Origin of the sequence: Streptococcus caprae (genome assembly GCF_042649745.1) — a bacterium.
GTDB lineage: Bacteria > Bacillota > Bacilli > Lactobacillales > Streptococcaceae > Streptococcus > Streptococcus caprae.
Genome location: NZ_JBHRZV010000004.1, coordinates 36,712 through 50,463, shown reverse-complemented (window position 1 = coordinate 50,463; position 13,752 = coordinate 36,712). Strand labels below are relative to the sequence as shown.

The following is a 13,752-nucleotide window of genomic DNA, read 5'->3' as shown; positions in this document are numbered from 1 at the left end:
TCAGAACCTTCCCCTTGAAAGCGTCAAATCCTCCAAGTTATGTTATATTATAAGTATATTAGACGGCTAGTATCTTTATAAGATGACATAAGGAGGTCCCCATGACAAAGCAGAAATTCCTCAACCTATCCATATTAAGTCTTCTGGTTCTAGCCTTGCTAGGCGGATGCAGTATTTTAGGAGGAAAAAAAGCGATGGAAGCCAAACGTGAAGCAGAAAAGCAGGAAATGATTGAGATTGTCGAGAGTGAGGAGGTCCAAGCTCTTATTCAGAAAAAAATTGACTACTACAATAATCTCGTGGAAGGTGAGGAAAAACCTATAACGAGCTATGAAGTTGATTATGACAGTCTAGAATATCATCCAATGGGAGGGATTATCATTAAGATAATTATGAATGATATTCCTGAACAATATGTAAGCATAGATGTCTATATAGACAAAGATGGGAATTATCATCATTCAGGGTCGGTGGTTTCAGAAGGCTTACGAAAGCTTCTATTATCTTATTCACAAGAGGAAACTGATGAAAGTAAACAGTGATAAAATTAATGTAGAAATTATAAGAAAAGAATATCACATTTATGATTTAAACCAATACATTGGTTTAGAAGAAATTCCAGGCTCTCCCTACATCGGCACGGTTTCCCATATCTATGAAAATTCAGGAGCCGGTGAGCAGATTTATGTCCTGACCAATCAAACGGGCGATACAACAATCAAAGAATCAGATGTGTTAGCAGACCCCGTTCCCTACACCGCCTCTGAGTCAGAATCTTCCCCTCTAAAGTGTCAAATCCTCCAAGTTATGTTATATTATAAGTATATTAGACGCCTAGTATCTTTATAAGATGACATAAGGAGGTCCACATGACAAAGCAGAAATTCCTCAACCTATCCATATTAAGTCTTCTGGTCCTAGCCTTGCTAGGCGGATGCAGTATTTTAGGAGGAAAAAAAGCGATGGCAGCAAAACGCGAAGCTGAGAAGCAGGAAATGATTGAGATTGTCGAGAGCGAGGAAGCGAAGGCAATTTTTGAAGATAATTTGAGGGGGCTAGAAGAGGGAGCTTTATCGAATGGCGCAAAAATTCAGAACTATGAAATTGATTATGATAGTTTAGAGTTTATTCCTTCAGGAGGTCTGGCTGTGGAATTAAAAGTGAATAACTCTAAAGATTTAAAAATGTCGATTATTTTAGTAAAAGACAGTGATTCAAGCTTGCGAGGTAGTAGTAGTATGACGTCTAGAGCCCTTATTGATTATATAAGAGGAGAGTAGTCGATGTATACCGATAAAGAAATTATAGATATTATTGATGCTGAATACAATAAAAATATTGGATTGGGTGAAGTGACTAGAATCAATAATAAGTCATACATCGGCACGGTTTCCCATATCTATGAAAATTCAGGGGCCGGTGAGCAGATTTATGTCCTGACCAATCAAACGGACGATACAACAATCAAAGAATCAGATGTGTTAGCAGACCCCGTTCCCTACACCGCCTCTGAGTCTGAGAGAGGAGCCGTGGAAGAGGTTACTGTCTTGATGCGGGGTTCCACAGCCCCTATGGCCGGGGACGATTGGATGCTGGACTGGTTTCAAAATGATATCCCTGCAGCTATTGATACCTTAGGGGTAGATTTGACGACCTTTGTAGGGAAACAGTTGGCCTATCAAGCCTCCAAGGAGACCAAGGTTCAACTTGGTCGTAAGGTCGAAAAAGAGATGGGCAAGCACTTCAGTCCAACTGTCGCAAAAATCTCAGGAAACATGGCTGGAACAGGTGTTGGATCCCTGAGTTATGGGTTGTCCACTCTTGCCTATTATGGCACACCAACTAATGAGATTGTAGGTGCGATTGGAGTTATCGGTGACGAACATATTGATATTCCAACCCCTCAAATGAAAGAAGCCTCTCGGAGTCTGAAAGAAACCATCGCCATGTATCCCAATGCTCCGATTGATATCTACGCTCACTCGCTAGGTTCTATGGATGTTCAGTATGCCTTTGCCAGCCTGACTGAAGAAGAAATGGCCAATATCCGTTCGGTCCATGTCGCAAACGGCCCTAATATCACATCGGCCCTGCCTGCAGACATGCGAGCCCTAGCTTCCAAGTATGGTTATAAAGTAACCCATTACGTTGACCATAAGGACTTGATCAGTCTAGGCTATCCCAAGGAGGGAAGCGAGGGCGTCATAGGAGTGGTCCGCCACCTTAAGACCTCAGAGGTTAGTTTTGTGGACCAGCATATGATGGACGGCTACCAGTACCAGGGGGATCGACTCCTTGAGGAGGACCCTAGTCGTGCCATCAAGGACAGGATGGCGGCCTATAAAACCTATTATGAATACCTTAAGGTTCAAAGGCAAACTGATGGTAAAGGCTTATCATCCACTGAAATCTTCTTTTTGGACAGTGTGCAAGCCAGTATGCTAGCAGATACCCTTGTGGCTACGGCGCAACTAGCCTATAATGAGATTGAAGTTGAGCATGCCAAAGCTCTTGAAATAGCAGAGAACCTCCATCAGATGACCAATCAAATCCCTTGGGGAATTGTGGAACTGAGTGCTGATGAAGTTCGCGCCACCTATCAAGAGGGGGGAGTCGATTACCAGACCATAGTGGGCGATATGACTCTTCATTTTGACGGAAAACTTTCCAAGGCTAAGATAGCCCTAGAGAAATTTCAAACCTTACAAACCCAAATCGAGTCTGGGATTTCACAGGCCTTGGAAGCGGATAGTCAACTAGCAAGGAACTTTGGCTTATGGATGAGTTAGAAAGACTAGAGGATACCATCTTCCAGCAAAGGCTAGAATTAGAATGGCTGGAAGACGACTTTAACCGAGAAAAACGGCAGTATGAGGACGACTGTAATCAGCTTGATGGTAGACAAAGGGATTTATCTTTTTTGGTAGATGAATTTTCAGAGCTCGTTTTTTATCAACAACGTCAGAATCCGTCCAGTGAGGTAAGAGCGTTTACGAACCTGTTGACGGACTATAATCAGGTAACTGAGATTAGCTTTAAAGAAGAGTTGGATCGTCTGGATGCTGCCTTTGAGGAAAAGGAAGCTAATTTTCGGAAAAAATATCGCCAGTTGGATCAGGCCATTGAGGATAATGACCAGCTCAAGCGTCAGCTTTATAACAAGAAGTAGGAGATAGGACATGGATATCTATAGCAGCATTGGAAGTTACCTCTCGGGGGATATGGATCTTCGAGAAATTCGGCGTGACCTTGAAAAACAGATGATCCTTCTCTACTATGCTCCCGTGATTAAGATGAGTAAGAAGACGGCCAAGGAAAAGCATACAAAGGCTATAGATAGTCTAGGAAAAACTGCTCACGCCGACTTGCTTGGTTTTCTTGGTCAGTTAGATAGTACTATAAAGGGGAAATCAAGCGATGTTATAAAAGGTAGTGTTGAAGGCTATTCGAAAATTTTTGATGACCTATAGTCATCGGCATAAGATAAGTTAGGTAGCTGGCGAACCCTGATTTTCTTCGCTTTATTAACACTCTCCCCAAATCTCATAAGAGGGACATAGGTCTATCACCCCCCTAAAAAAAGATCGATAGTTTGATTGTGGAAGAGTATTAACAGATAAGACAAAACCAGCCTTGATTTGGCTGGCTTTTTCTATATCTGAGTTTAGGGATGCTGGGTAGCTGATCGCTGTCATCTATTTGGCTCTGCTATCTTTCCAAAAGAGGATGAGGGCAAGGATCAAGCTGAGGGTGGCATAAAACCCAAGGGCACCAAGCGTGGTTGGTAGGAGTTGGTCTAGCCAGTTGGGAAGGAGGGATGAGGTGCCACCACCCAGGTTACAGCCGATGAGGACGATGGTGGTAACGGTGTTAAGGAGAGCTGCAGGAGTGCGTTCGGATGCTGTGCTGAAGACTAGATTGAGCATGAGGCTATAGAAAAAGCCTGACAGCAAGCCTCCCAGGGCCAGCGTCCAGATGCTAGTGGCGATGTGGACTAGGAAAATAGCCAGAGCAAAAATCAGCAGGGAAGCCGGCAATAATTTTCCCTTGAGCTTGGCCAGCAAGGGACCAAAGAACACACCGGAGACGATTCCCATCAGCTGCATGGCACTGAGGACATAGCTGGCCTGGCTGGCTGACCCCAAGCTGTGGTTGACCACGATTTGAGGAATCCGCAGGGTGATGGCGGAGTTGACATTGATCACGAAGAAGGCAACCAGGGCTAGACCTAAGCTATAGTAAACTTGGGTTCTGGTCAGGGATGGCTTGGTCTCCTTGGAATCAGCTGTGGCTGAAACTGCCTCTGGCGTATCGGGAACAAAGAGCAAGAAGACCAGGAGGATGACCAGTCCACAGAGGTAGACCAGAAAGGCAGCCTGCCAACCCAGCGGCAAGAGAAGTCCGACAATAGCTGTCATGATAGCTGACCCCAGAACCTCAGCAGATCCCCGCAAGCCCAGGGTCTGAATCCGTTCCTTGCCCTGATAGTGGGCAGAAATGATGTTAATCGCTCGGGCGTTGATCATCCCCAGACCAAATCCCAGCCCCAGACGCAGCAGGAAAATGATGGGATAAGCATGAAGAAAGGCTGGACCAGCTCCGCAGAGACTGATCAATATGAGCCCAAGCACGATAATTTGACGTTCGCTCAGAAAACGACTATACCAAGCGTTGAGCAGGAGGCTGGCCATGATGGTAAAGGAGGGCAGGGTCGCTAAAAGTTCGACTTGACTAGCAGAGATTCCCTGGCCAGCAAAGTGGTCAATCATGTCTGGCATGGCCGACGAGATGGCAAAGGCCGAGACTAGGATAAGCGAGAGCGACAGGATGGCGATTTTTTCGAGTAAGGCTTTCATAGGGTCTTTCTATCAGGGTGACGAGGGGCAAGGGTTACCGTTTCATTGTAAAGGTTTTGCGGTTGACCGTCAACTCTGGCGGACCTCCAATCTTGCGGCAGGCCTTGTTTGGGTTAGCTTTGCTATGGACCATAGCAGAGCAGGCCAGAGGACCAGTGCTTCCAAGGCTGATAGCCCAGGGTTATCAAGTTTGGGTTGTCCGCCCCAGGTCTAAGTCTCAGCCAGAGTCTTTGCCCACATTCTGCCCCTCTAGCTTTAAATGTTGTCGGGTTTGTGATAAGATGGAGAGTGATAAAACTGACTTAGAAAAGAGTGTATTCCCAATGTCTGTACAAGAACGTTTGATTAAACCAGCCCATCTGATTGATATGGATGACATTATCCGTGAGGGCAACCCAACCCTGCGTGAGGTGGCTGAAGAAGTGACCCTTCCCCTGTCTGATGAAGACATCATTCTAGGTGAAAAAATGTTGCAGTTCCTCAAGAACTCCCAGGATCCTGTCATGGCTGAAAAGCTGGGTCTTCGTGGTGGTGTCGGTCTAGCAGCTCCGCAATTGGACATCAAAAAACGCATCATTGCTGTCCTGGTGCCTAATCCTGAGGACGCCGAGGGCAATCCTCCGACTGAGGCCTATAGCATCCAAGAGATTATGTACAACCCCAAAATCGTTGCCCACTCTGTGCAAAATGCGGCCCTGGCTGACGGTGAGGGCTGCCTATCGGTTGACCGTCCTGTCGAAGGCTATGTTATCCGCCACTCGCGCGTGACTGTGGAATACTTTGATAAGAATGGCCAAGCCCAAAAAATCAAGCTCAAGGGCTACAATTCAATCGTTGTTCAACATGAAATCGACCACATCAACGGTGTCATGTTCTACGACCGCATCAACATCGCCGAGCCTTTTAAGGTCGAAGATGGACTGATTTTGTTGGATTAGTCCATAGAATAAGTAGCGCTGTTTACATTTAGGATACCTTTAAATTCGCTTTAGTTTTCTTTAAGGAAAGCTCGTTATACTATAATCATCCTAAAACTTTTACCGACTTTGTCGGTGTTGTCCTCCTTTTTGGAAGGCAAATCTTTTTCATAAATCTCCTGAGAAGACCTAGCTTGATGCTAGGTCTTTTCGCTTGGCCATGCAGTTGTGTTTAAAATGAAAATTTCAAAGATGTATCGATTTTTTTAGCTTTAAACGCTTGTCGTTATTTCGTTTGAAAAATCAGGTAAAATTGACTAACTGGCAATTTCTGATATACTTAAAGTATGCTTTTTGAGGCTGGATTACCGTCTGGCCTTGTGAAATGATTTGGTCGGAAAAGTACTTGCCCTTGCTTGGGGAGGTGACTTTTATAGTTGTTGGACTAATCTGAACAGAGGTTCCTAGCTCTGCTATGACTTCAAATCAAAAAATGCCCCTGCTTTTGTAGGGAATAATAAGGAGTTCATCGTGAACGAAACGCAAGAAATTCATAACGTGCAAGTTGAGGAGACAAGTGTTACTTCCTCCTTGAGTCGGTTGCATCGCGAACATGAGGTCGCAGATAATGGGACAGAGTTCCCTGGTGAGAAATTCAAGTTGGTAGTTCCTTGGTTTCATAAGCTCTACCTTGTCCTTTTTAGTATTATTCTAGCAGGCTTGAGTGTAACTGTTCCTACTTTCTTTGACTTTGCAAGTCCTTTACAGATGCAAGGGCTTTATATGGGACAGGCATTTTTGAATGGACAGGTTCCCTATGCGGATTTATTCGCCTCTGGGGGGATACTCTATTATGCTGCACTTGCCTTGGCGACGTTCTTAGGCTCTTCTATGTGGCTAATTTTCCTAGAGTTTGTCTTCTATTTCATCTCTGGAATCTACTTTTTCAAGCTGGTCTACTTCCTGACAAATAGGGTTGAGACGGCTGCAGCCTTTACTCCTGTCTTTTACCTTTTGAATTTTGGGCTTGGTTTAGGTGGGTTATACGCTATCCAATGGGCAAATGCTTTCGTCCTTATGGGGCTATGGTTGTTGTTGACCTACTTTATGGGATTCCGTAAGGATGAATGGTTCATCGCCTATGGCTTTGTAGCAGCTGTCGCTATCTTTATCGATGTAAGGACCTTGGTTTTCTGGGTCCTGGCCTTTCTCGTTTTATCGCTTCATAATATTGCTAAAAAACGGTGGAAACGCGGATTTTACCAAAATCTTTGTATCCTATGGGGCTTGATAATTGTTATCTTTACGGTAGGATACTTTGCCCTCAATTTGCAGTTGATTAAACCTTATATCGAGCAGACAATTGTTTACGGATTGACGCATTTCACGGTCGATAATCAGAATCTGACTTATGGGTTAGGGGCTCAGTTGGTCCTTCTGCTGGGTTCAGGCTTGGCCTACGGGATTATTTTCTTCTTTGGCCATCTTGGAGATGATAAGGAATTGCAGAGCTTCAAGTGGTTACTTTTGCTAACTAGTTTAGTTTATGCGGTTATGGCAGTTCTTTCACAGACCTTCCAAACCTATCCACTCCTGATCTTATTGCCGTTCGGCTTGATCTTGACTGCCCTAGCGACGAATCATGGATATGATAAGAAGCTCCGAAAATCGGAAAAGGTATTTGAAGAACCGATCAGTCGAGACATTTGGGGATTCTTTATTAAACGTCATATCTTCCTACCCTTCTTAGTGGTAATTGCAGGAGTGGGTCTGGCGACCTATCGCTATGTCACCCATTTGGGTCTTGACTCTGAGCGCTCTGTTATTGCTCAATACATTGAGGAAAACTCGAGCACATCTGACAAAATCTACGTTTGGGATACCAGTACGGCTCTCTACTTAGAGACGGGGCGTCTATCTGCTACTCAGTTTGTTTTGCCTGTAGAAGGGACTAGTTCGACCACCAACCAACAGTTACTGGAAGATCAACTCTTACAAAATAGTGCAACTTTTATCGTCGTCAACAAGAGTCTCAGTTTACCGGCAACAGTTCAAGCTAACCTAGACAGTCACTATGAAGAAATTGTGTCCGAGAGTGTCTCACACTTTAAAATTTATCACTTAAATTAACAAGAAAAAGTCAGTTTTCCTGGCTTTTTTGTACTTTATAGAGGATTTATAAGGATTTGTTAATTTTTTCAAAAAAACAATAAAACCCAATATATTGTGCTCGATTAAAAAAATGCACACAAGATATTGATTTTTGAGATTTGAGTGCTATAATGGAATGTGTTGATGACAGAAAAATAAAAAAAGAGGTCAGTCAGATGAATGTAGTCGAAAAAGAAGAGGTTAGAACGAAGAGACAGCCGATGTGGGTCATTAAGCGTGACGGTCGTCAGGTGGCCTTTAATCGTGAAAAAATTGTTCAGGCTATTCGCAAAGCCAATCAAGAGGTAGTCGAAACCGATCGTATGACGGAGACAGAGATTGATGATTTAGTCGCTCGCGTACTCGCAGAAGTCATCGACCGCTTTCACGAGAATATCAAAATCTATGAAATCCAAAGCATTGTAGAGCATGAGCTGATGGAATCGGGCCATTCTACTGTTGCCAAGGCCTATATTTATTACCGCACTCAACGGGATTTGGAGCGGGCCCAGGCCGTGGACATTAACGTGACCATTGACAAGCTCTTGTCCAAGGACCAGGCTGTGGTTCATGAAAATGCCAATAAGGATAGTGAGGTGTTCAACACCCAGCGAGATCTAACAGCGGGAATTGTTGGCAAGTCGATTGGGCTTAAAATGTTACCACCTCATGTTGCTAATGCCCATCAAAAAGGGGACATCCACTACCATGATTTGGATTATAGCCCCTATACACCTATGACCAACTGTTGTCTGATTGACTTTGAGGGCATGTTGTCCAAGGGATTTAAGATTGGCAATGCCGAGGTTGAGAGTCCCAAGTCGATTCAGACAGCAACAGCTCAGATTTCACAGATTATTGCTAATGTGGCCTCCAGCCAGTACGGTGGCTGTACTGCAGACCGTATCGACGAGGTCTTGGCTCCTTATGCCAAATTAAACTACGAGAAACATTTACGCGATGCCCAGGAATGGGTTCTTGAAGATAAGCGGGAAGATTATGCACGACAAAAAACGCAAAAAGACATCTACGACGCCATGCAATCCTTGGAATACGAAATCAACACCCTCTTTACCTCGAATGGTCAAACCCCCTTTACCTCACTTGGTTTTGGGTTGGGAACCGACTGGTTCGAGCGGGAAATCCAAAAGGCCATTTTAAATATCCGGATCAAGGGCCTTGGAAGCGAAGAGCGGACAGCGATTTTTCCGAAATTGATTTTCACCCTCAAGCGAGGGCTTAACTTGGAGCCCGGTACGCCAAACTATGATATTAAGGAACTGGCGCTAGAGTGCGCGACGAAACGGATGTACCCTGATGTCTTGTCCTACGATAAGATTATCGCCTTGACAGGTTCCTTCAAGGCACCGATGGGCTGTCGCTCCTTCCTACAGGGCTGGAAAAATGCGGATGGAGAAGAAGTGAATTCTGGCCGGATGAACCTGGGTGTGGTCACCGTTAATCTCCCGCGGATTGCTCTGGAGAGCCGAGGTGACGTGGGCAAATTCTGGGACCTCTTTGCTGAACGGATGGCAATTGTAAAGGATGCTCTGGTTTACCGAATCAATCGTGTTAAGGAAGCGACTCCTGCCAATGCTCCTATTCTTTATCAGTATGGGGCTTTTGGGGAGCGCTTGGCCAAGGATGCGGCTGTCGATAGGCTCTTCAACAATCGCAGAGCGACTATTTCGCTGGGTTATATCGGCCTTTATGAGGTGGCGACCGTCTTTTACGGTCCTGACTGGGAGACCAATCCTGTTGCCAAGGATTTTACCATTGACATCATTCGTCAGATGAAAGCCCTTTGTGAGGACTGGTCAGAGGCCTACGGCTACCATTTCTCTGTTTACTCAACGCCATCCGAGAGCCTGACTGATCGTTTTTGTCGCATGGACAAGGAGAAATTTGGCTCAGTCACAGATATCACAGACAAGGACTACTACACCAATTCCTTCCATTACGATGTGCGCAAGAATCCGACGCCGTTTGAGAAGTTGGATTTCGAGAAGATTTATCCCGAAGCGGGTGCCAGTGGCGGCTTTATCCACTACTGTGAATACCCTGTCCTCCAGCAAAATCCCAAGGCGCTTGAAGCGGTCTGGGACTATGCCTATGACCGTGTCGGTTATCTGGGGACCAATACACCGATTGACAGATGCTATGAGTGTCAGTTTGAGGGGGATTTTGAGCCGACAGAGCGAGGCTTTAAGTGTCCAAACTGTGGCAACCAAGACCCCAAAACCGTTGATGTGGTCAAACGGACCTGTGGATATCTAGGCAATCCGCAAGCTCGGCCTATGGTCCACGGTCGTCACCAGGAAATCGCTGCCCGTGTCAAGCATATGAATGGCTCTGCTATTGCCTTTCAAGGTCTATCCCATTAGCCAAATGGCCTAAAATAGGGTAAAATAGAACTTCACAGACGACAGAAAGGACGTAGACATGGGTAAATATCAACTAGACTACAAGGGCATGCAGCAAGTGGAGAAATTCCACGAGAAACACTCGACGGCAAAAAATGACAAAAAAGCACGCGTGCAGGCTTTGCTGAAACAGGCCAAGACTAAGAAGAAATAAGGGTGAGACAAAAATCGACAGCAGCTGCCGTCGGTTTTTGACTAATACTCACTTAAAACCTTACTAGACGAGGTCTAGTCAAATAAAATAGCTTTGAGAAAAGGCGTTGAGACGCAGACAGTACTTTAGTTCGGCAAGTCGAAAATAAGGATGTATCAAGGTTAATTCAAATGACTATGGCTCGACGCAGACCTAAGAGGGTTAAGCAAGGCAACCTAACGGCGTGTCGTTTTGGTTTTTGAAGAGTACAAGGAGACAGTATGAAACACATTGCAATCGTAGGTATCGGAGGCATCAGTCAGAAGGCCTACCTGCCCTACCTCCGTCAGCTGACGGGGATTCAGTGGCACCTGTTTACCCGAAATCAGGCGGTGCTGGAAGAAACAGCCAGCCTCTTTCACAGGGTGACGACTTACCAGAGTATGGAAGATTTACTTGTTGCACCGCTCGATGGGGTGCTCATTCATGCAGCGACGGTGGCCCATGTGGAATTGGCTATTCATTTTCTGTCCCGTGGCATTCCTGTTTACATGGACAAGCCCCTGGCGGAGACCTATACCGAGGCCAAGAGCCTGTACGACCTGGCTGCGGCACACGACACCTTTCTCATGACTGGCTTTAACCGCCGCTTTGCCCCACGAGTGGCTGAGCTGAAAGCCGTCGCTGACAAGACTAAGATTCGTGTTGAGAAAAACGATACCAATCGCACGGGTGACAAGACCTTCAAGCTATTTGACTTCTTCATTCATCCGCTGGATACGGCTCTCTTTTTGGCCAATGGCAGAGCGGTGGAGGGAGACTTCCGTTACCAGTTGACAGCGGATGGACAACTCCGTCAGGTTGCGGTTACCCTCACGACAGACCAAGATGAACTGGTACAGGTGGGGATGAATTTCCAATCAGGCTCCCGCTATGAAATCATGGAAGTCCAAAGTCCGTCAGGCACCTACCAGCTGGAAAATCTAGATAGCCTGCGGATTTGGCAGGGAGAAGATGTGTTGAATAAGAACTTTGGCTCCTGGGACACAACCCTTTACAAACGTGGATTTGAAACGACTGTAGACCAGTTCTTGCAGGCCCTTGAGACAGGACAAAATCCTGTAGACCCTACTAGCAGCCTGCTCAGCCATTTTTTCATCGACCAAATCAACCAAAGCACAACCACCAGCGGCAAGCTCGTGGTGACCTTACCAGAATAGGAGAAAGCGATGCAGCTACGACGACCAACCCTGGCCGACCAAGCAGCCGTTGAGGACATGATGGCGGAATTTATCGCCACAGGTTCGGCAACTGATGGCGGTTTCTGGGAACCCGAAAATTTTAACTATGCCGACTGGCTTCAGTACAATGCCGATGCGGAGATGGGGCTCAATATTCCAGACGAGTTTGTCCCGGCTGTCCAGTTCATGTCCTTTGACGAGGAGGGGCGGGCTCTGGGCTTCTTGCACCTGCGTTTGCGGCTCAATGACTTTTTGCTCAACAAGGGTGGGCATATTGGGTACTCCATTCGCCCGAGCGAGCGGGGCAAGGGCTACGCCAAGGAGCAGCTGCGTCTCGGATTATTGGAATGCCCGCAGAAAAACATCACCAAAGCCCTGATTACCTGCTCCACCGAAAACCTAGCCAGTCGGGCGACCATTGTCGCCAATGGCGGTGTGCTGGAAGACATTCGAGAGGGTGTCGAGCGGTATTGGGTAGAAGTGGGGCAATAAGATGGAGTTGCGTCAACCCCAAGCGGGAGATGAACAAGTTTTTTTGGAGATGGCTCAGGAATTTGAACAAGCAGGTTCTCGCATGAGTGGTGCGATTGCCATTTGGTCCGCTGCGAAAGGCGATTTTCAAAGGATGCTGGCTCTGTTGGAGTTGCAAGCTGACCAAGACACCATCGCAAGTGGCTTGGGTCCTTTTCGTATCTTTCTCTCTTGGGAAGACGAAAAACTAACAGGACTACTCGCTCTTCGGACCGCGACAACGCCAGCTGTCTTGAGAGAATATGGACATATTGGTTATTGCCTTCGTCCTAGTCAGCGTGGTAAGGGGCTGGCCAAAGAACAACTGCGCTTAGGTTTGTTAGAGGCTAAAGAACTGGGCATGGACCGCCTGTTAGTAACCTGCCACCAGGAAAACGAGGCCAGCAGACGCACCATTTTGGCTAATGGCGGACAGTATGAAAAAACCGTTGACACGGATGAATTTTACTGGATAAGAGTAAATGAGAGATAGACAGACGAAAGGAGGCCACCATGAACAATCCCAAACCCCAAGAATGGAAGGCAGAAGAGCTGAGTTGTGGGCGAATTATGGACTACAAGGCCTTCAATTTTGTGGATGGCGAGGGCGTGCGGTGCTCGCTCTACGTCAGCGGCTGTCTCTTTCACTGCGAAGGTTGTTACAATGTTGCTACTTGGAACTTTCGGGCAGGCATTCCCTACACAGTGGAGCTGGAGGAGCAAATCATGGCTGACTTAGCCCAGCCCTATGTGCAGGGCCTGACCTTGCTGGGCGGCGAGCCCTTTCTCAATACGGGCATTCTCATTCCTCTGGTCAAGCGGATTCGCAAGGAGTTGCCAGACAAGGACATCTGGTCCTGGACGGGCTATACCTGGGAGGAAATGCTACTAGAAACCGAGGACAAGCTGGAATTGCTGTCCATGATTGATATCCTGGTAGATGGGCGTTTTGACCGAACCAAACGCAATCTTATGCTCCAATTTCGTGGGTCGTCCAACCAACGCATCATCGATGTCCAGCAATCCCTTGCCCAGGGCAAGGTCGTCATATGGGAGAAACTCAATGACGGCAAGGCTGTCTATGAGCCAGTTGACCGTAGAAAAAAGATATAAGTATAGCCTGTGGAAAACTTTACCACAGGCTTTTTTCTATTAGGAGAGAGGTTGGCAGTGGAATTTATTGTCGTAGAAACGAGCTCATCCACAGAAATACACAAAGTTATCCACAGGATGTGGAAAGCTGTGGATGTTTACACAAAAGAAACTTGTGGAATGGCAGGATACATTTTTGGATTTTAACAGGTGCAATAGATTTTTTGAGGTTGGACATCTAACGAACGCTCTTAGTTTCACTGGATCCTTTGTTCTATGGCGTTGGAGGAGGGGATTGGCTTTGTTGAGTATATTCCCCCGAACCTCAGTAGCTAGGTATATCTGTTTCGCTCTCTAAATATTGGATAACTTATAATACCTAAATATAAGAGCCCTGTAGAGGAGAATTCTATTATTAGTCTTCTTTGC

Annotated in this window: 16 protein-coding genes; 15 read left to right on the top strand and 1 reads right to left on the bottom strand. The window is 46.1% G+C overall.

What is annotated here, in order from left to right; genetic code table 11:
• The first annotated feature begins 101 nt into the window (after positions 1–101).
• The 6 genes from ACFORF_RS01200 to ACFORF_RS01175 are packed head-to-tail and all read left to right on the top strand — an operon-like array spanning position 102 to position 3,470.
• Complete coding sequence (locus ACFORF_RS01200; RefSeq protein WP_380424554.1) at positions 102–542, top strand: DUF1310 family protein; 441 nt, start codon at positions 102–104, stop codon at positions 540–542.
• Complete coding sequence (locus tag ACFORF_RS01195) at positions 526–849, top strand: hypothetical protein (RefSeq protein ID WP_380424552.1); 324 nt, start codon at positions 526–528, stop codon at positions 847–849. Before ACFORF_RS01200 ends, ACFORF_RS01195 begins: the two co-directional genes overlap by 17 nt.
• Positions 850–869: 20 nt before the next feature.
• A complete protein-coding gene (locus ACFORF_RS01190) occupies positions 870–1,280 on the top strand; it encodes a DUF1310 family protein (protein ID WP_380424550.1) in 411 nt (136 codons plus the stop codon).
• Between the two features lie 3 nt (positions 1,281–1,283).
• The gene (locus ACFORF_RS01185; RefSeq protein ID WP_380424547.1) at positions 1,284–2,789 is read left to right on the top strand and encodes a hypothetical protein; all 1,506 of its coding nucleotides are present in this window, start codon (positions 1,284–1,286) and stop codon (positions 2,787–2,789) included.
• Complete coding sequence (locus ACFORF_RS01180; protein WP_380424545.1) at positions 2,777–3,169, top strand: hypothetical protein; 393 nt, start codon at positions 2,777–2,779, stop codon at positions 3,167–3,169. The genes ACFORF_RS01185 and ACFORF_RS01180 overlap by 13 nt, the downstream gene beginning before the upstream one ends.
• A 10-nt stretch (positions 3,170–3,179) precedes the next feature.
• Positions 3,180–3,470, top strand: a complete 291-nt coding sequence (locus ACFORF_RS01175; protein WP_380424543.1) for a hypothetical protein — start codon at positions 3,180–3,182, stop codon at positions 3,468–3,470.
• Positions 3,471–3,695: 225 nt separating this feature from the next.
• Here the strand turns inward: ACFORF_RS01175 and ACFORF_RS01170 are convergent, their stop codons facing one another.
• Positions 3,696–4,856: an MFS transporter gene (locus ACFORF_RS01170; RefSeq protein WP_380424541.1), complete on the bottom strand. Its 1,161-nt coding sequence runs from the start codon at positions 4,854–4,856 to the stop codon at positions 3,696–3,698.
• On the opposite strand from ACFORF_RS01170, the gene ACFORF_RS01165 reads away from it, so the two are divergent.
• The 9 genes from ACFORF_RS01165 (at position 4,828) to nrdG (ending at position 13,344) form a co-directional block, all read left to right on the top strand.
• Positions 4,828–5,070 carry a hypothetical protein gene (locus ACFORF_RS01165; RefSeq protein ID WP_380424539.1) on the top strand — a complete coding sequence of 81 codons (243 nt, stop codon included), beginning with the start codon at positions 4,828–4,830 and terminating at the stop codon, positions 5,068–5,070. The two genes, ACFORF_RS01170 and ACFORF_RS01165, sit on opposite strands and share 29 nt — an antisense overlap.
• A 109-nt stretch (positions 5,071–5,179) precedes the next feature.
• Positions 5,180–5,794, top strand: coding sequence for a peptide deformylase (gene def / locus ACFORF_RS01160; RefSeq protein ID WP_380424537.1), 615 nt, complete (start codon positions 5,180–5,182; stop codon positions 5,792–5,794).
• Positions 5,795–6,304: 510 nt separating this feature from the next.
• On the top strand, positions 6,305–7,903 hold the full coding sequence (locus ACFORF_RS01155) for a DUF2079 domain-containing protein (protein WP_380424535.1): 1,599 nt from the start codon (positions 6,305–6,307) through the stop codon (positions 7,901–7,903).
• Positions 7,904–8,100: 197 nt separating this feature from the next.
• A complete protein-coding gene (nrdD, locus tag ACFORF_RS01150; protein WP_380424534.1) occupies positions 8,101–10,308 on the top strand; it encodes an anaerobic ribonucleoside-triphosphate reductase in 2,208 nt (735 codons plus the stop codon).
• Between the two features lie 58 nt (positions 10,309–10,366).
• Entirely contained in the window at positions 10,367–10,501 is a 135-nt protein-coding gene (locus ACFORF_RS01145; RefSeq protein ID WP_380424531.1) for a hypothetical protein, read from the top strand.
• A 260-nt stretch (positions 10,502–10,761) separates the two neighbouring features.
• On the top strand, positions 10,762–11,700 hold the full coding sequence (locus ACFORF_RS01140; protein WP_380424528.1) for a Gfo/Idh/MocA family protein: 939 nt from the start codon (positions 10,762–10,764) through the stop codon (positions 11,698–11,700).
• A gap of 9 nt (positions 11,701–11,709) precedes the next feature.
• Positions 11,710–12,213, top strand: coding sequence for a GNAT family N-acetyltransferase (locus tag ACFORF_RS01135; RefSeq protein ID WP_380424525.1), 504 nt, complete (start codon positions 11,710–11,712; stop codon positions 12,211–12,213).
• A gap of 1 nt (position 12,214) precedes the next feature.
• The gene (locus ACFORF_RS01130; protein ID WP_380424523.1) at positions 12,215–12,724 is read left to right on the top strand and encodes a GNAT family N-acetyltransferase; all 510 of its coding nucleotides are present in this window, start codon (positions 12,215–12,217) and stop codon (positions 12,722–12,724) included.
• 20 nt (positions 12,725–12,744) lie between these two features.
• A complete protein-coding gene (gene nrdG / locus ACFORF_RS01125) occupies positions 12,745–13,344 on the top strand; it encodes an anaerobic ribonucleoside-triphosphate reductase activating protein (RefSeq protein WP_380424520.1) in 600 nt (199 codons plus the stop codon).
• Positions 13,345–13,752 lie beyond the last annotated feature (408 nt).